The following is an 18,045-nucleotide window of genomic DNA, read 5'->3' on the forward strand; positions in this document are numbered from 1 at the left end:
GCGATACCCCCCATTTGTGGGAGAGGGCCGCGAGCAGCGGTGTCATGCCGGGGCGAGAGGCCCTAGATACCTGCCCAATATCGGTCATGCCGTGCACCGAGCCGGTTGACACGATCGCCGGTGCCCTCCACAAGGAGTGGCACTGTGTGTCGCTTCGCGAGGAGCGGCACTGAGCGCGAGACCGGTGACCCAGATGACGTCGAAGACCCCCCAGCCTCACCCCGTCCCCGAATGGCTGGGCCGGTACCCGGCGCGACTGGCGATCCCCATCATCGCCGTCCTGGTCCTCACCGGTCTCGCGCTTTCCCCCACTCCCCCGGCCGCCGCGGCGCCGGGGCAGGTGAGCTTCGTGGCCGCCGCCAGCACCAGCGGAAACCGCACGGCACACACCGTGCGCACCCCGGCCGACGTGCGGCCCGGTGACGTGCTCCTGCTCAGCCTGACCACCAACTCGACCAACAGCACGGTCACCCCGACGATCGCCGGGTGGACGCCGGCAGCCACCCGGGACGGCGACGGGATCCGTGCCCGGCTGTGGACGAAGGTCGCCGGTGCGCAGGACGCCGGCGCCAACGTCACCGCCACGACCAGCGCCGCAGCGAAGTCGGTGGTCGCGGTGAGCGCCTACCGCAGCACCGGAGCGTCGCCGACGGTCACCGCGGTGGCCGGAGGCTCCAACGCGGCGAGCACCAGCCACGTCAGTCCGGCGATCACGGCCCCGAGGCAGGGCTCGTGGCTGGTGAGCTACTGGTCGGAGAAGTCGTCGACCGACACCGTCTGGACCGCGCCCAGCAGCGTGACCCAGCGGGGCACCGCCGCGGCGACCGGCAGCGGGAAGATCAGTGCGGTGTGGGGCGACTCCGCCGGCGCGGTCCCGACGGGGACCGCCGCCGCACGGACCGCCACCACCAGCACGAGCGTCTCGCGCGGCGCGACCTTCGCGATCGTGATCGACCCCGGCGACCTGGCCGCCAACCCGCCGGCGGCCGCGTTCACCGCGTCCTGCGACGGCCTGACCTGCTCGTTCGACGCCTCCGGCTCGACCGATCCCGACGGCGACGACCTCACGTACTCGTGGGACTTCGGCGACGGCGCGGCGGGCACGGGGCGCACCGCCCAGCACACCTACGCGAGCAACGGGCAGCGGACGGTCCGGCTCACCGTCGACGACGGCACCCACACCGTCAGCACGACCCGCCAGGTGAACCCGTCGGCGGTCGTCACCGCGGGGTCGATCACCCACGTCGCCACGGCGAGCACCGCGGGCAACCGGGCCGGCCACTCCGTCACGGTGCCCACCTCGGTGCGTCCCGGCGACCGGCTGCTGCTGTTCCTCGTGCTGAACTCGACCTCCGCCACGATCGACGCGAACGTCCCGGGCTGGACGCTGCTGGACTCCCGCGACGGTGACGGGATCCGCGGACGCGTGTGGACCCGCTCTGCGACCGCGAGCGACGCCGGCTCCGTGGTCAACGTCCCCAGCAGCAGCTACGTGAAGTCGACGATGAGCGTCGCCGCCTACCGCAGCACGGGTGCCGCGGTGATCTCGGCCAGCGCCGTGGGTGGGGCGAACTCCGGGGCGACCAGCCACACGACCCCGGCCGCCACGGTGCTCAGCGCGAACTCCTGGCTGGTCAGCGTGTGGGGGGAGAAGTCCAGCACGGACACCACCTGGACCCTGCCGTCGGGCACGACCTCTCGCACCCAGGCCGCCGCCACCGGCAACGGCAAGGTGAGCTCGGTCCTCGGCGACTCCGGCGCGGGGCTCCCCGTCGGGCCGCAGGCCGGCCGGACCGCGACCACCAGCAGCGCGAGCACCCGCTCGACCATGTTCACCGTCGTCATCGACCCCGGCGTGGACACCTCCGCGACCAACAAGGCGCCGGTGGCCGAGTTCGCCACCGGCTGCGCCGGCCTCACCTGTGAGCTCGACGCCTCCCTGTCGTACGACCTCGACGGCGACCCGCTGACCTACTTGTGGGACTTCGGTGACGGCAGCAGCGGCACCGGCGTCAACCCCGAGCACCGCTACGCCACCCCGGGGTCCCGGACCGTGCGGCTCACCGTGGACGACGGCCACGGCCACACCGCCCAGGCCACCGCGACCGCGACCGCCGTGCTCGCGAACCCGCCCCCCGGACATGCCGGCCTGGTGCCGGACTCCCCGCGCACCAACCAGCCCACCATCACCACCGGCGAGATCTGGGACATCGAGGTCGTCGGCAACCGGGTGTACGTCGCCGGCACCTTCACCTCGATCCGTCAGCCGAACAACGGCACCGTGATCAACCAGTCCTTCCTCGCCGCATACAACTGGAGCACCGGGCAGGTCGACACCGGCTTCCGACCCACGTTCACCAACGGCGGAGTCGACGCGGTGGAGGCCTCACCCGACGGCACCAAGCTGTTCATCTCCGGCAACTTCGGCACGGTCAACGGCGTCGACCGCAAGGCGATCGCCCGGATCGACCCCGTCACCGGCGCACCGATCACCTCGTTCACGGCGAACGCCAACGGCAAGGTCAACGAGCTCGCGGTCACCAACTCCACGGTGTACGCCGGCGGCCGCTTCACCACCGTCAACAACGTGCCGCGCGGTGCGCTCGCCGCGCTGGACCCGGCCACCGGCCAGGTGCGCGCCGACTTCGTCAACAACATCACCGGAGGCATCGGCACCAACGGCGACCTGGCCGTGCAGCGGCTGAAGCTGACCCACGACGAGGGCCGGCTGCTGGTGGTGCACACGGGCCGCCAGGTCAACGGCCAGGACCGCTACGGCGTCGCGATCATCAACACCCGCACCAACAAGCTGACCCCGTGGAAGACCACCCTGTGGGAGGACAACCTGCAGTTCGTCGGCGGCATCCAACGCGCCTACGGGGGCGACGTCGCGCCCGACGACTCCTACTTCGTCGTCGTCAGCGGCTCGGGCGGCGACCGGCCGCCGATCAACGACACGGTCATCAAGTTCGCCCTCGACGGGGACAGCGACGCCAAGCCACAGTGGATCTCGCGTCACTTCGACTCGATCTACTCCGTCGCGGCGACCGAGGCCGGCATCTACATCGGCGGTCACTTCCAGTGGGCCGAGTCGGCGACGGCACCCGTGCCGTGGCCCGGCCTGGACGACGTCGGCTACGGCACCGGCCAGGGCCTGGGCGCCTACGGCCTGGGGGACGCGGTGGTCAAGCGGTACCACCTCGCCGCGCTGGACCCCGGCGACGGGCATGCGCTGGAGTGGTTCGCCCCGTCCCAGTCCTACGAGGGCGACAAGCACATCGAGGCCACCCCGCGCGGGCTCTTCGTCGGTGGCGACGGCAACACCAAGGGCGGCTACAACGTCGGCCGGGTCGGGTTCTTCGACTTCGCCAGCGTCGCTGCCCAGAACGGCACCCAGACCGTGATCACCGGCCCGATCGAGGGCCGGATCAAGCCCGTCGGTGAGGCCTTCGAGGTCACCGGCACCGCCACGGCGGCCAGCGGGGTCCAGCGGGTCGAGCTGGAGATCATGGACCGCTCGACGGGCCGCTACCTGAACGACGACCTGAGCACCTGGGGCTCGACCACCACCAACACGTTCAACGCGACCCTCGACCCCGGGACCGGGCCGAACCGCACCTGGCGGCTGCCGATCACGATGACCGCGAACCGCGAGCTGATCGTGCGCGCACGGGCGGTCGCGTCCAACGGCACGGCCGACAACACCAAGGCCACGAAGAAGTTCGAGACGTTCGGGCTGTCGGACCAGCCACCCAACACCTCCATCTCCGGTCCGAGCAGTCCGGTCAGCGCACGGACGTTCACCATCACCGGCACCGCCACCGACGACATCGGCGTGCGCAGCGTCAGCTTCACCCTGCGTGACAGCAACAACCGCTACCTGCAGGCGGACGGCACCGTGTCTGCGACCTACAGCACCTTCCGGGTGGACCCCGACGTGGTGGGCGCGACCAGCACGACCTGGTCCTACGAGATCACGGTTCCCTACGAGGACGAGTGGGTCGCGCAGGCCCGGGCCACCGACAGCATCGGGCAGGCCGACCTGGGCTACGCCGACCGACGCTGGATCGTGGCCGAGAACGGACAGCCGCCGACGGTCTCCATCACCCAGCCCGCCGTGATGGTGCCGCCCACCGCGGCGCAGACCGTCACGGTGACGCCGGGGCAGCCGGTGACCTTCTCCGGCTCGGCGACCGACGACGAGGCGCTCTCGGAGGTGTGGATCACGCTGCGCAACACCTCGACCGGCGAACGTCTCGCCGCCGACGGCTCCTGGGGAGCCAACGTGATCGCCGGCTCCTACCGGATCTCACCGGCGAACCTCAACCAGGCCAGCTACAACTGGTCGTACACGACGCCCTTCAACCTCTCCCCCGGCACCTACACGTTCACCGTCTCCGCGTCCGACCGGATCGGGCTGAGCACGACGTCGAGCAACCAGGGCCGGCTGACGCTGAACGCCGCCATCCCCGATGACAGCCCGCCCAACGGCCTGCTGAACACCACCGGCACCATCACCGGGGGCCAGGTGCTCCGCCTCGACCTGGCCGGGACCGCCACCGACGACAAGGGCGTCGCCCAGGTCAAGGTGGCCCTCCAGGAGCGGGACAGCGGCCGTTACCTCCTGCCCAACGGCAGCCTCAGCGGGGTCTTCAGCACCATCAACGCCGTCCTGGCCTCGCCCGAGGCGACGAGCACCACCTGGACGCTGGGGGTCGACCTCCCGGTGCAGGGTGACTGGGCGGTGACGGCGTACGCCGTCGACACCGCCGGCCAGCAGGACCCCTCGACCACCGGCGCCACCGCTCGCTACCAGATCTATCCCGGTGACCGGCCTCCGGTGATGAACGAGAACCTGCTCAACCCGATCGAGGGCACCACCTTCCCCGACGGCAAGATCTTCGTCAGCGGCCGTGCCGAGGACGACCAGGCCATGGCCTCGGTGGAGGTGGGGATCGTCAACGCCGCCGGGCAGTACATGGGCTCGTCGGGGACCTTCACCTCGACCAACCCGAGCTGGCGCACGGCGTTCCTGAACAGCCCGGGGACCCCCGGGTCGAACTTCTCCTACACCACGCCGGTGATCCCTCCGGGGGCCTACACCGTCCGGGTGCGGGCCACGGACCAGCACGGCTTCGTGAGCACCGTCTACGAACGGCACGCCACGGTGACCCATCCGCCGAACGACCCCCCCGTGGCCTCCTTCACCACCAGCTGTGTCGACAACGTCTGCACCTTCGACGCCCGCGGCTCCACCGACGAGAACGCCACCACGCTGACCTACAGCTGGAGCTTCGGCAACGGCTCCGGGTCCGGTCCGGTACCGACGCGGACCTACACCACCGCGGGCACGTACACGGTCACGCTGACGGCCCGCGACGAGTGGGGGGCCACCGCCTCCGCCACCCGCACGGTGACCATCACGGTGCCGCCCGGCAACCGGGCGCCGGTCGCGGTGCTGAACGCACCGGCCTGCTCCGGGCTGAGCTGCAACTTCTCGGCCGTCGGCTCACGCGACCCCGACACCGGCGACACCGTCAGCTACAGCTGGGTGTGGGGCGACGGCACGCCCGCCAGCACCGGCTCCGCCCCCGCCCACGTCTTCCCGGCACCCGGCACCTACCGCGTGGTGCTCACGGTGACGGACGGCTGGGGGGTGGCGACGACAGTCGACCGGGAGGTGACGATCACCGCGCCCTGAACGTCCTGAGGCCACCCCTTCTTCTGGGGAGCGATCACCAAGGATCTACCCCCAATTGGGTACCTTCACGAGGTCCCTCGATCGCGACCGGCACCCGACGCATAATCGAGACCATCCTCGTCGCAACGGTTGTGACGAGCATGGGAAGCGGTCGGGCACCAACCTCCCGCCACTGCTTCGTGGGGGATGGGAGAGTGCGTTGACGACAGCACGATCGACGCTCTGGCTGGCTCTGGCCATCGGGGTCCTGATGCTCTACCCGTACCCGGTCAGCATGTTGGTGGCCGGCGGCGGGACGGCCTCGGCCCACGCGATCGCGGGTCACCTGTGCATCCTGCAGGCCGATCTCATGCTGCTGCTGGCGGGCTTCGTCATGGCACTGGGGTCGCGGATGCTCGGCGACCTGGCCCTCGGCGACCCGCTCGTCGACCGCGTCGCCGCTGTCGCCGTCCTGCTCGCCGTGCAGGACCTTCCGCTCACCGCGCTCGCCATCGTCGTTCCCGAGCACGAGGGCTACGCGTACCGGCTGACCATCACCCACCTGCTGACAGTCGTCGTCGTGTTGGTGATGACCGTGCGGATGCGCCGAGCGCCGCGTCCCTACCGCAGCCCCCTCCTGGTCGGGCTCCTGCTCGGCCTGGTGACGCTCGCGCCCCAGCTGCTCCTGGTCGCGGTCGGCGGACCGACCTTCCTCGACGTGCGCATGCCGGCCGACCTGGTCGTGCTGTTCGTGAGCACCGCGCTCGTGCTCGGGCTCGCCGTTCAGCTGATCTCCTCGGACCTGCCGCTCTGGGCGGCGTGGCGGTTGTCGGGCGCGGTCCTGGCGCTGTACGCAGGGCGGGTCTGGGCGACCGTGACGGAGGCGTCCCAGCCACCGCCGGTGACGGTGGTGGCGATCGTGTTCTTCAGCGCCCTGCTGGCCACGACCGTCATCGGGTTGCTCCGCCGTGCCCTCGCGGAGGTCGACGGTCGCCTCGCCGTCCTGGTGCACCGCACCGCGGACGCGGAAGCCACCGTCCAGCATGACCGTGAGGTCGCGCACGAGGTCCGGGCGGCCGTCGCCGGCGTCGTTGCCGGGGCGCAGCTGCTCGCCAACGACCAGGTCTCCCCGGGCCCCCGGAAGACCGCGCTGCTGCGGATGATCGAGACGGAGGCGGCCCGGCTCAACCGCAGCCTGTCCGCGGAGAGCCCGGGAACGCCGTCCGAGGTCGACGTCGACGCCGTGATCGAGCCCCTGGTGGTGGCCCACGAGGCGCGTGGGCACGTGGTCTGCTGGAACCGCACCGGGCACCGCACCATCGGACACCCCGACGCCGTGGCCGAGGTGCTGAGCATCCTGCTCAGCAACGCCGACCGGCACGCCCGGGGCGCCGGCACCACGATCGTGGTGACCCGCCGGGACACGATGGTGGAGATCCGGGTCGCGGACCAGGGTCCGGGCCTGGACCCCGTGGCTCGTGCCCATCTCTTCGAGTGGGGTGCGCGGGGCAGCACGTCGCAGGGCGAGGGGATCGGGCTGCAGCGAGCCCACCGGGTGATGCTGGAGGAGGGAGGCACCCTCACCCTGGCCTCCTCCGACGAGCTCTCCGGCACCACGTTCGTGCTCCGGCTGCCCTGCGCCGCCGTCCGCACCGAGCGGCCCTTGCGGGACGAGGGGCAGCCGCCGGAGCCCCACGTACAGGCGCCCGCCAGCGTGCGACCCGACCTGAGCCGCGCCGCCGCGGCGCGCGGGGTGGCCTCATGAGCACCAGCCGACCCTCCTCCCAGATCACGATCATCGACGACCACGCTCTCTTCGCGGAGTCGCTCGCGCTCACCTTCGAGACCGAGGGATACCCGGTGCGTCGGATCGACCTGACCCGGCCGGGGACGACCCTGGCGACGGTGCTCGCCGCGACGCTGCGCAGCTCGCCCCGGGTCGTCATCCTCGACCTCGACCTCGGCGCCCTCGGCGACGGGGGCCGGCTGATCCAGCCCCTGGCCGCGGCCGGGACCTCGGTGCTGGTGATCACCGGCAGCAACGACCAGGGGCGCTGGGGACGCTGCCTGGACGCCGGCGCCAAGCACGTGATGCTCAAGTCCCGTCCCCTCCACGAGGTCGTGGCCGTCGTACGACGTGCCCGGGACGGGCTGCCCCTGATGCCGCCCGCGGACCGGCTCTCCCTGATCGAGCTGGCCAGACGCGACCACTCGGAGGTGCGCGACATCCGCAACCGACTGGAGCGCCTCACCCAGCGGGAGATGGAGATCCTGGGGATGCTGATGAACGGCTCCCAGGTCCGCGAGATCGCCCGCACCGGCGTCGTCTCCGAGGCGACCGTGCGCACCCAGGTCAAGGCGATCCTCGCCAAGCTCGAGACCAACTCGCAGCTCGCCGCCGTCGGCGCGGCGTTCAAGGCGGGCTGGCGACCGCCCTCGGCCTGAGCGGCTCCGGCAGGACGACGAGACCCCGCGGCGAGCAGGCCGCGGGGTTCGCGGGCGGTGCGTCCTGCCCGGGGCCTCGGGACGATGCGGCTCTTTGCCGTAATTGAGGCATGCCTGTGCCGGTGGCGGACTCCTAGGGTCAGGACACTTCACCCGTCAGATTCGGGAGCCGGTTCATGCGTCTGTTGCTCGTCTCCTCCTCCGGAGGACACCTCGCTCAGCTCATGGCGCTGCGCCCGTGGTGGGAGAAGCACGAGCGGCACTGGGTCACGTTCGACACCCCCGACGCCGTCGCCAAGCTCGAGGGCGAGGACGTCACGTGGGCTCACCACCCCACCACCCGCAACGTGAAGAACCTGCTGCGCAACTCGGTCCAAGCACGCGGGGTGCTCGCGTCGTTCCGCCCGAACCTGGTGCTCTCGACCGGAGCCGCCGTCGCGGTCCCCTACTTCTGGCTGTCCCGCCGCGCGACACCGACGGTGTACCTGGAGGTCTACGACCGGGTCCGCAGCCGCACCCTGACCGGCCGCCTGTGCCGCCCGGTGGCCGACCTGTTCCTGGTGCAATGGCCCGAGCAGCAACGGCTCTACCGCTCGTCCGTCGTGATCGGAGGCCTGTGGTGAGCGTGGGTCCCCTGGTCGCGGTCTTCCTCGGCACCGACCACCACCGCTTCGACCGCCTGCTCGGCTGGGCCCGACAGCTGGAGCTCCAGGGCACCGCGCACTTCCTGGTCCAGCACGGCTACACGCCGCTGCCGGGGGGACTGATGGGCGAGAGCATGTTCGACCAGCGCGCGATGGCCGACGTCCTCGACCACGCCGCAGCCGTCGTGACGCACGGCGGTCCCGGGTCGATCATGGACGCCCGGGAGCACGGCCACCTCCCCGTCGTGGTGCCTCGCGACCCGCGCTGGGGCGAGCACGTCGACGGCCACCAGCTCGACTTCGCCCGGCACCTGGAGCACACCGGCACCGTGCGGACGGCGTACGACCTCCCCACGTTCTGCGCGCGCCTCGACGAGGCCGTGCACGCCGGCCGCGGACCGGCGACCGGCAGCACCCCCACCCGCACCATCGACCGCTTCGAGGCCCTGGTCGAGGAGCTCGTCCGCCGATGACGGTCATCCAGGCCAGGCCGCCGGCCACCCTCACCCACCCTCGGAGCACCGCTCCCGCACCGACGCGCCCGCGCCGTCTCGGCGTGACGCTGGTGCTGGTGGTGGCCGACCTCGCGGCGGCGCTGCTGGTCTGCTTCGTCGGCGGCCGGTTGTCCGGGGTCGACACGCTGGCACTGCAGGCCCCGGTGGTCGCCCTGGCCTGGCTGGGCGGGCTCGCGCTGGTCGGCGAGTACCGCCAGTTCGGCTCGCTGGGCACACGTACGCGTCGCCTGCTCGTGGTCGCGCTCGCCATGCCCACCGGGCTGCTGCTGCTCGCCGAGGTCGTCGGTGTGAAGGTCGCCGGTGTCCCGGTCGCGGTGGCCGCCCTGACCTGCGCCGCGGTGGGTTGCACCGCGCGGGGCTCCTTGGAGGTGGCGGTGCGCCGCGGGGCCCGCTTGCGCGGGCTGACGCACCGGGTGGTGCTGGTCGGTCCCGCCCACGTCCTGCCCGGGGTGGCGGAGCGGCTCGCGCAGCACTCCCACCGCTTCCGGGTGGTGGCCAGCTGCCCGATCACGGTGCCCAGCACCCCTCCTACGCCGACCGCCGGGTCCAGTGCTGCTGCGGTGGACACCGACCCGGCCGGCCCCCCGCCCGCCGGCGACGACGGCGGGGAGGGCGAGGCGGGCGATCCCGAGATCGAGGCCTGTCGCCGTACCGTCGCCGGGCACGACGCGGACACCGTCGTGCTGGTGCCCGACCCGGTCTGGGACCCGCTGCGGATGCGGCGGCTGCGGTGGGCGCTGGAGGACGACGTGGTCCGGACCTTCGCCTGGACCGGCCTGTGGCGCGCCCCCGCCGGGCGCACCCACCTCGACATCACCGAGGACCTGCCGATGCTGCACGTCTCGGCTCCCCGGCGCCTGGGCCCGACCCGGGCGGTGAAGTCGCTGATCGACCGCGCCGTCGCCGCCGCGGCACTGCTGCTCACGGCGCCGCTGCTGCTGACGATCGTGCTGGCCATCCGGGTGAACTCGCGTGGTCCGGTGATCTACCGGCAGCAGCGGGTCGGCCGGGACGGACGGACGTTCGCGATCTGGAAGTTCCGCACCATGTACGCCGACGCCGACGCCCACCTCGGCGTGCTGGTCACGCAGAACCAGGGCGCCGGGCCGCTGTTCAAGATGCGCCACGACCCGCGCACCACCAGGGTCGGAAGGCTGCTGCGCCGGACCTCGCTGGACGAGCTGCCCCAGCTGGTCAACGTGCTGCGCGGCCAGATGTCGCTGGTGGGCCCCCGCCCGGCGTTGCCCGCCGAGGTGAGCAGGTACCACAGCGACGTACGACGCCGGCTGACCGTGCCGCCCGGGATGACCGGCCTGTGGCAGGTCTCCGGGCGCTCGGACCTGACCTGGGCGGAGTCGGTGCACCTCGACCTGACCTACGTGGACAACTGGTCGCTGCTGCTGGACCTGCAGATCATGGCCCGCACCTTCGGCGCCGTGGTGCGGGGCCGGGGCGCCTACTAGCCCAGTCGGCTGACCGAGACATTACTTGTCGGTAGCATCGGCGCATGAGCAACGTGACCCGCACCGTTTCCGACGGCATCGCCCACGTCCGGCTCGACCGGCCCGACAAGCTCAACGCGCTCACCCTCGACATCCTCGAGGACCTGGTGGCGGTCGCCCACGAGCTGCGCCGGGACAAGGACCTGCGCGCCGTGGTCGTCAGCGGCGAGGGTGACGCCTTCTGCGCCGGGCTCGACTTCGCCTCGGTGCTGAGCAGCCCGGCCGGCATCGCGAAGGCCTTCGTGCCGCGGCCCTGGCGCGGCACCAACACTTTCCAGGAGGCGCCCTGGGCGTTCCGCCGGATCCCCGTGCCGGTGATCGCCGCGGTGCACGGCCACTGCCTGGGCGGCGGCCTGCAGATCGCGCTCGCCGCCGACTTCCGGATCGCCACCCCGGACTCGCGCTGGTCGGTGCTCGAGGGCAAGTGGGGGCTGATCCCGGACATGTCCGGCATCCAGGCCCTCTCCGAGCTGGTCGGCATCGACCAGGCCAAGCTGCTCACCATGACCGCCGAGGTGTTCGACGGCAGCCGGGCAGCCGAGCTCGGCCTGGTCACCCGCCTCGAGGCCGACCCGCTGGCCGGCGCGATGCGTCTGGCCGAGGAGCTGGCGGGCAAGTCGCCCGACGCGCTGGCCGCCGCCAAGCGGCTGTTCAACGGCACCTGGCACGCCCCCGCCCGGCGCACCTTCTCCCGCGAGCGCATCGAGCAGGCGATCCTGCTCGCCGCCCGGAACACCAAGGTCGCCCGGCAGGCGGCGTTCAAGAAGAGCGAGCCGGTCTACGGGCCACGCGTGCGCTGAGCCGCAGCCCGGCCACCCTCCCTACGGGTAGGTGAGGTCCACGGTCCGCTCGCTGAGGTCCCACAGCCGCTGGGCCGCAGCCTCGTCCTGGGCCAGCTTGCTGCGGCCGACCACGCGGGGCGGGCCGGCCATCTGCCCCCGCCTGCCGGGCCCCACGAAGGTGTCGCCGGGCAGGTCCTCGGTGACCGCCATCAGCGTGGGCCAGGCACCCGCGGCGGCAGGCTGGGAGACCGCGCGGATGGTGCCGTCGAGGATCGAGGCGATGCCACCGCGGGAGCGGCCGTACTGACCGTTGGCGGCCAGGTGGGTGCCCGCGAAGCCCGGATGGGCGGCCAGGGCGCGCACCGGCAGCTCCTTCTCCCGCAGCCGTCGGTCGAGCTCGGTGGTGAAGAGCAGGTTCGCCAGCTTGGTCTGGCCGTAGACCCGCCACCGCTGGTAACGGCCGGACTCCTCGCTTGGCTCGGCCAGCGGTGCCCGGCCGGCGATGTTGTGCATCAGCGACGACACCGTCACCACCCGGCCGTCGCCACTGGCCACCAGCTGCGGCAACAGCAGGCCGGTGAGCAGGAACGGCCCGAAGTGGTTGGTCGCCATCTGCAGCTCCAGGCCGTCCGCGGTCCGGGAGTACGGCGTCGCCATCACGCCGGCGTTGTTCACCAGCACGTCGATGGGGCCCAGCTGCTCGGCAGCGGCCGCGGCGGCGCGGACCGAGGCGAGGCTGGCGAGGTCCAGGTGCACTGCGTCGAGCTGGGCGTCGGGCACCTCCGCGCGGATCGCCTGCGCGGTCTCCTCGACCTTGGCGGGGGTGCGTCCACCGAGCACCACCCGCGCTCCGCGGCGAGCCAGCTCGAGGGCGGTGTGGTGCCCCAGACCGCCGAGGGTGGGGCCGGTGACCACGATCGTGCGGCCGGACTGGTCGGGAAGGTCGGCGACGTTCCAGGTCAAGGGGTCCTCCAGGGACTCGACGGTGGGCGTGGCGGTGGGGCTCAGGCGGTGGGGCTCAGGGAGTGGTGGCCAGCCGGGCGACGATCTGCTCCGCCAGCGCGGTGTCCCCCCTCGAAACGACGGAGCCCTGCGCGACGGCACGCCGTCCGCCCGCGAGCACGATGAACGTCTCGCGGTCCATGGCGAGAGCCACCGTGGGTGCGGCGGGGACGTCCTCGAGCCGGCGCGCCCGTCCGTCCTCACCGACCTGCACCGCGACCGGTGCGCTGCCGGCGACCTCGAGGACCGCGGTGGTGCCCGCCGGCGGCGAGACCCGCTTGCCCACGACGAACCCGAAGCCCTCCGCCAGGTAGTCCGCGGCGTGCTGGGCCCCCGGCGTGTCCATGCCGCCGGGCCGGCCGACGGCGCGGCGGATGTCCTGCTCGTGCATCCACACGTCCAAGGGCCGGTTGCGTAGCAGGGTGCGCTGGTTCCAGCCGATCGCACCGAACAGGCCGGGGGCCGGGCTCGCGCCGTCGGTGGGCGGCGCGGCGCGCAGCTGCTCGCGTCGCTCGTTCGTGCGCCGGCGGATCTCGGCGACGATCTCGTCCGGGGTGTGGTCGCGCCGAGTGAGCACGCCGATCTCGGTGAACTGCCCCATCGGGCCGGTGATGTGCGGCGCGTCGGGCACCTCGGCGGTCTCCTCGGGCCCGCCGGCGAGCAGCGACTCCAGGTGCGCGATGTGGGCCGCCACGGCACGCACGTCCCAGCCGGGCAGGTCCGTGGGACGCTGCCAGTGCGCCGGCTCGAGCTCATCCAGCAGCGCGAGCAGGTCGCCGACCGACCTCCACCAGGTGTCGACGTGGACGGTCAGCTCCTCGGCGTCGCTCATGGCGCGATGCTAGCGACGGGCTCAGTACGAGGCGGCGACCTCGACCCGCTCGGCACCGCCGACCCGCTTGTTGCCGTCGCAGTCCAGCTCCTCGGTGTTGCCGTGGGAGATGGTGCCGTCGGACCTGCACCTGACCTCGCCGATCTCCACGTCGTCGGCACCGATGAACGTGAAGCTCAAGGAGACCGACTCGCTGGACTCGTCGTCACGCTCGTTGGTGCCGCGCAGGCCGGCGATGCTGTCCCCGTCGTACTCGTTCTGCGGTGCCTCGAGGCGCCAACCGGCGGCGTAGGAGACGCCGTCGATCTCGAACTCCTCACCGATCTCGACCTCGATCGGGTTGTCCCGGCCGCCGGGGCGGTTGGTGTCGAACTCGGAGATGGACTCGTCGACCGCGTCACTCACGTTCTTGATGCCCAGCACCACGAGCGTGACCGTGCCGCCGCAGACCAGCAGGATCGCCAGCACGACGGCGCCGACGACGATGGTGACCGTCCGGCCACTCTTGCCGCTGCCCGGCGGCGGGGAGTACGGCGACTGGGCGGGGCCGGCAGGCGGGTACACGGGTCCCGCTTGCGGCCACTGCTGCGCCGGTTGCCCGGATGCGCCGTACGGCGAGGGCCCCGGGGCGCCGTACGGCGAGGGCGGGGGCTGGGCCGGGTTGTGCGGCGCGCGCTGGGTGGGGTCCTCGGGCGTGGTCACGCCCGCTGTTCTACCCCACTACCCCCGGCGGCAATCCGGCGCCCGGACGCGACGACGGCCGCCCCGCGGTGCGGGACGGCCGTCGTAGGTGGCTCGAGGAGGCTCAGAAGGCGCTCTCGTCGAGGTCCATGATCGCCAGGTCGGTGCTCTCGGCGATCTTCCGCTCGGCGGAGACGCGCGGCAGGTTGAGCTGCGCGAACCACTGGGCGGCGGCGATCTTGCCCTCGTAGAAGGACTTGTCCGCACCGGCGGTGTCGAGCTTGGCCAGGGCGACCTCGGCTCCGCGCAGCAGCAGCCAGGCGCAGACCACGTCACCGAGCGCCATGAGCACGCGGGTGGTGTTCAGGCCGACCTTGTAGATGTTGCGCAGGTCGCCGCCGTTGCTGGCGTCGGCCGACATCAGGTCGTTGATCATCAGCCCGACCAGCGCCTGGGCGTCATCGAGGGCCGTGGCGAGCAGCGCGCGCTCGTTCTTGAGCCGGCCGTTGCCCGCCTCGGACTCCAGGAACGCCGTGATCTCGTTCGCCAGGTGGCCCAGGGCGCGGCCCTGGTCCTTGACGATCTTGCGGAAGAAGAAGTCCTGGCCCTGGATCGCGGTGGTGCCCTCGTAGAGGGTGTCGATCTTGGCGTCGCGGACGTACTGCTCCAGCGGGTACTCCTGCAGGAAGCCCGAGCCGCCGAGGGTCTGCAGCGACTCGGTGCCCAGCAGCACCCACGAGCGCTCGGAGCCGTAGCCCTTGACGATCGGGAGCAGCAGGTCGTTGACCGCCTCGGCCAGCTTGTCGTGCTCGCCGCTCGCCTTGGCCAGCGCGACCTTGTCCTGCCAGGACGCGGTGTAGATGACCAGCGAGCGCATCGCCTCGGCGAACGACTTCTGGGTCATCAGCGAGCGACGCACGTCGGGGTGGTGGGTGATGGTCACCCGCGGCGCGGTCTTGTCGGCCGACCGGGTCAGGTCGGCGCCCTGGACGCGGCTCTTGGCGTACTCCAGCGCGTTGAGGTAGCCGGTCGACAGTGTGGCGATGGCCTTGGTGCCGACCATCATCCGGGCGTTCTCGATGACGTCGAACATCTGGCGGATGCCGTCGTGCACCTCGCCGAGCAGCCAGCCCTTCGCCGGCTCGCCGCCACCGACCTGCGGGTCGCCGAAGGTGAGCTCGCAGGTGTTGGAGACCTTGAGGCCCATCTTGTGCTCGACGTTGGTGACGTAGACGCCGTTGCGCTCGCCGGTGAGGTCACCGGACTCGTGGTCGAAGTGGTACTTCGGCACCAGGAACAGCGACAGGCCCTTGGTGCCCGGGCCGCCGACGCCCTCGACGCCCTTCGGGCGAGCGAGCACCAGGTGCATGATGTTCTCCTGCAGGTCCGACTCGGCGCTGGTGATGAAGCGCTTGACGCCGGAGATGTTCCAGGAGCCGTCCTCGTTCGGCGTGGCGAACGTCTTGCCCGCGCCCACGTCGGAGCCCGCGTCGGGCTCGGTGAGCACCATGGTGGCGCCCCACTGGCGCTCGACCATGATCTCGGCGATGCGCCGGTCGCGCTGCACGCCATTGGCGTTCTTGAAGATGACCGAGCCCATCGAGGGGCCGGTGGCGTACATCCACACCGGGGCGTTCGAGCCCAGCAGCATCTCGCCGGCGGCCCAGACCAGGCTCGGCGGCGCGGCCTGGCCGCCGATCTCCTCCGGCAGGCCGAGCGCCCAGAAGCCGGAGTCCATCCAGGCCTGGTAGGACTTCTTGAACGCGTCCGGGATGGGCGCGGTGTTGGTCTTGGGGTCGAACACCGGCGGGTTCCGGTCGGAGTCGACGTACGACGCCGCGAGGTCCTCGCGGGAGAGGCGCTCCACCTCGTTGAGGATCTCGCGGGCGGTGTCGGCGTCCAGGTCCTCGAAGAGGCCGGTACCGAGGTACTCCTGCACGTTGAACAGCTCGAAGAGATTGAACTGGATGTCGCGCAGGTTGCTCTTGTAGTGACTCACTGTCCCACCGTTTCTATGACTGTGTGATGACGTGCTACTCGCCAGTAACTTAATGATACGTCTCCTCGGAAACAGCGACAAGTGCAGGCCGACCCCGAGGCCGCCCGGGGGCAGCCCCGGGCGCCGGTCCCGCCGCGTCGCACGGGACCCGGTCCGCGGTGCGTAGTCGAGTGACTCGATCGAGCTATCTGTCAGACTGACCCCATGCGCGTCTCCGCCAAGTCCGACTACGCACTGCGCGCCCTCATCGCCATGACCGCGCGCGACGACGGTCGTGCGGTGAGCGCGGAGGAGCTCGGCCGACTGCAGGACATCCCGCACGGCTTCCTGCAGGCGATCCTCGCCGACCTGCGTCGGGCGGGCATCGTGATGTCGCAGCGCGGCCAGTCCGGCGGCTGGCGGATGGCACGCGAGTCCGCGGCGGTCTCCGTGGCCGACGTGATCCGCGCCGTCGACGGGCCCCTGGTCTCCGTCTACGGCCTGCGGCCCGAGGCCGTGAACTACAACGAGGCCGCCGAGGTCCTCCAGCACGTGTGGATCGCCGCCCGCAGCGCCCTGCGCGAGGTCTTCGAGGACGTCTCCATCCAGCAGCTCGCCGACCGCTCCCTGCCGGACGCGGTGACCACCCGCACCGCCGACGAGGACGCCTGGGTCCCGCACTGACCCACCCGATCCACGAGTCGTGAGGCTCTGCGAGTCAGACGCGGCTGAGCCGCCGCCGGAGCAGTCCTCGCCCCGCCGGATGCCGCGGTGCGACGCCACTGCGCGGGCCGTGCGTCACGGCGTCGAGTCGCAGGGACGTGGTACCGAAGCCGGCGAGGCGGCCGAACGAGCGCCAGGCCTCGTACGGCGCGAGGCCGCGGGTCTCCAGCAGGTGCAGGCGTTCCGGTCGGCGTACCGCTGGCACCCAGCGCCCCAGCACCTCGTCCACGTCGCTGCGGCCGGTGCTGACGACCACGTGCACGCGGCGTCCGGCCAGCGCGTCGGCGAGCAGGGCGACCCGGGAGGGATCCGCGTCGCCGAGCAGGGAATGGCTGAGCACGAGGTCGGCACGGAACGCCTCGGCGCGCCGCAGCAACCGGGCCCACTCGCCGTCAGCCCCCTCAGCCCCCTCGGCCCCACCGGCCTCCTCGGCCCCGTCGGCCCCGTCGGCCCCGACGGTCCGCAGGCCCGCGACCTCGCGGCCGCGGGCCACCTCGACCGCGGCCGCAAGGCTCTCGGTGGCGCTGCGGGGCGTGACCACGCCGAGCTCGACGAGCGCATGGTGGTGACGGGTGAGGGCCGGCCCGATCACGTCGCCCACGCCGGGGGTGCCGATGTGGATCCAGGCCTGCCGCCGGGGCTGGTCGCGGGTGGTCATGCCGCGACCGTGGCAGTGCCAGGTGAGCCGACGGTGAGGACCGGGCCACGGCCAGGTGAACGTCGCGGGGCGCCGGACGCACGGACGCCCCGACGACAGCACTAGAACACGTTCTAGATGAGCCCTACGATGAGCGCCATGATCACCTCCGAGGCCATCACCTGGAACGCGCCCAACGACCCGCACCCGGCACGGACCGCGTCGCAGCGCTCCTACTCCGCCGTCGCGAAGGGCGACCTGGAGGAGTGGCTGACGGTGTACGCCGAGGACGCGGTGATCGAGGACCCCGTGGGCCCCTCGATGTTCGACCCCGAGGGCAAGGGGCACCACGGCCACGACGGGATCCGGGCGTTCTGGGACAAGGCGATCGCACCGATCGCCACCTTCGAGTTCACCATCACCGACTCGTTCGCGAACCCGGGCTCCCACACCTGCGCCAACATCGGCACCATCCGCACCTCGTTCCCGGACGGCTCGTACACGACGACGACGCTGATCATGGTCTACGTCGTGCACGAGGACGGCCGGGTGGCCTCGATGAAGGCCTACTGGGAGCCCGAGCGCACCATGGCCAGCTTCACCGCCGCCGGCTGACGCGGTCCC

At 71.9% G+C, this 18,045-nt stretch carries 14 protein-coding genes; 9 read left to right on the forward strand and 5 right to left on the reverse strand.

The window, feature by feature from the left end; translation table 11 throughout:
- The first annotated feature begins 193 nt into the window (after window positions 1–193).
- The 7 genes from KG111_RS16560 (at window position 194) to KG111_RS16590 (ending at window position 11,586) form a co-directional block, all read left to right on the forward strand.
- Window positions 194–5,701, forward strand: a complete 5,508-nt coding sequence (locus tag KG111_RS16560; protein WP_205289855.1) for a PKD domain-containing protein — start codon at window positions 194–196, stop codon at window positions 5,699–5,701.
- A 199-nt stretch (window positions 5,702–5,900) separates the two neighbouring features.
- Window positions 5,901–7,445: a sensor histidine kinase gene (locus tag KG111_RS16565; protein WP_205289856.1), complete on the forward strand. Its 1,545-nt coding sequence runs from the start codon at window positions 5,901–5,903 to the stop codon at window positions 7,443–7,445.
- Window positions 7,442–8,125, forward strand: a complete 684-nt coding sequence (locus KG111_RS16570; RefSeq protein WP_205289857.1) for a LuxR C-terminal-related transcriptional regulator — start codon at window positions 7,442–7,444, stop codon at window positions 8,123–8,125. Before KG111_RS16565 ends, KG111_RS16570 begins: the two co-directional genes overlap by 4 nt.
- 176 nt (window positions 8,126–8,301) lie before the next feature.
- Window positions 8,302–8,748 (forward strand): glycosyltransferase family protein, encoded by a 447-nt coding sequence (locus KG111_RS16575; protein WP_205289858.1) that lies wholly within the window; start codon window positions 8,302–8,304, stop codon window positions 8,746–8,748.
- Entirely contained in the window at window positions 8,745–9,242 is a 498-nt protein-coding gene (locus KG111_RS16580; RefSeq protein ID WP_205289859.1) for a glycosyltransferase, read from the forward strand. Before KG111_RS16575 ends, KG111_RS16580 begins: the two co-directional genes overlap by 4 nt.
- Entirely contained in the window at window positions 9,239–10,747 is a 1,509-nt protein-coding gene (locus KG111_RS16585; RefSeq protein WP_205289860.1) for a sugar transferase, read from the forward strand. The genes KG111_RS16580 and KG111_RS16585 overlap by 4 nt, the downstream gene beginning before the upstream one ends.
- Window positions 10,748–10,791: 44 nt before the next feature.
- On the forward strand, window positions 10,792–11,586 hold the full coding sequence (locus KG111_RS16590) for a crotonase/enoyl-CoA hydratase family protein (RefSeq protein ID WP_205289861.1): 795 nt from the start codon (window positions 10,792–10,794) through the stop codon (window positions 11,584–11,586).
- Window positions 11,587–11,607: 21 nt separating this feature from the next.
- Here KG111_RS16590 and KG111_RS16595 read toward each other — a convergent pair whose 3' ends face one another.
- The 4 genes from KG111_RS16595 to KG111_RS16610 all read right to left on the reverse strand — a co-directional run bounded on the left by KG111_RS16595 (window position 11,608) and on the right by KG111_RS16610 (window position 16,082).
- The gene (locus tag KG111_RS16595; RefSeq protein WP_205289862.1) at window positions 11,608–12,531 is read right to left on the reverse strand and encodes an oxidoreductase; all 924 of its coding nucleotides are present in this window, start codon (window positions 12,529–12,531) and stop codon (window positions 11,608–11,610) included.
- 55 nt (window positions 12,532–12,586) lie between these two features.
- On the reverse strand, window positions 12,587–13,402 hold the full coding sequence (locus tag KG111_RS16600) for a maleylpyruvate isomerase family mycothiol-dependent enzyme (RefSeq protein ID WP_205289863.1): 816 nt from the start codon (window positions 13,400–13,402) through the stop codon (window positions 12,587–12,589).
- Window positions 13,403–13,423: 21 nt separating this feature from the next.
- Window positions 13,424–14,104, reverse strand: a complete 681-nt coding sequence (locus KG111_RS16605) for a hypothetical protein (protein ID WP_205289864.1) — start codon at window positions 14,102–14,104, stop codon at window positions 13,424–13,426.
- A gap of 103 nt (window positions 14,105–14,207) precedes the next feature.
- Window positions 14,208–16,082: an acyl-CoA dehydrogenase gene (locus KG111_RS16610; protein ID WP_205289865.1), complete on the reverse strand. Its 1,875-nt coding sequence runs from the start codon at window positions 16,080–16,082 to the stop codon at window positions 14,208–14,210.
- 204 nt (window positions 16,083–16,286) lie between these two features.
- Between KG111_RS16610 and KG111_RS16615 the strand changes: the two genes are divergently transcribed.
- Window positions 16,287–16,745, forward strand: a complete 459-nt coding sequence (locus tag KG111_RS16615; RefSeq protein WP_205289866.1) for an RrF2 family transcriptional regulator — start codon at window positions 16,287–16,289, stop codon at window positions 16,743–16,745.
- Window positions 16,746–16,779: 34 nt separating this feature from the next.
- On the opposite strand, the gene KG111_RS16620 is transcribed toward KG111_RS16615, so the two are convergent.
- Window positions 16,780–17,442, reverse strand: a complete 663-nt coding sequence (locus KG111_RS16620; RefSeq protein WP_205289867.1) for a hypothetical protein — start codon at window positions 17,440–17,442, stop codon at window positions 16,780–16,782.
- Window positions 17,443–17,580: 138 nt separating this feature from the next.
- Here KG111_RS16620 and KG111_RS16625 point away from each other — a divergent pair, with 138 nt between their 5' ends.
- The gene (locus KG111_RS16625) at window positions 17,581–18,036 is read left to right on the forward strand and encodes a nuclear transport factor 2 family protein (RefSeq protein WP_205289868.1); all 456 of its coding nucleotides are present in this window, start codon (window positions 17,581–17,583) and stop codon (window positions 18,034–18,036) included.
- Window positions 18,037–18,045: the final 9 nt, after the last annotated feature.

Source organism: Nocardioides faecalis (assembly GCF_018388425.1).
Taxonomy (GTDB): Bacteria; Actinomycetota; Actinomycetes; order Propionibacteriales; family Nocardioidaceae; genus Nocardioides; species Nocardioides faecalis.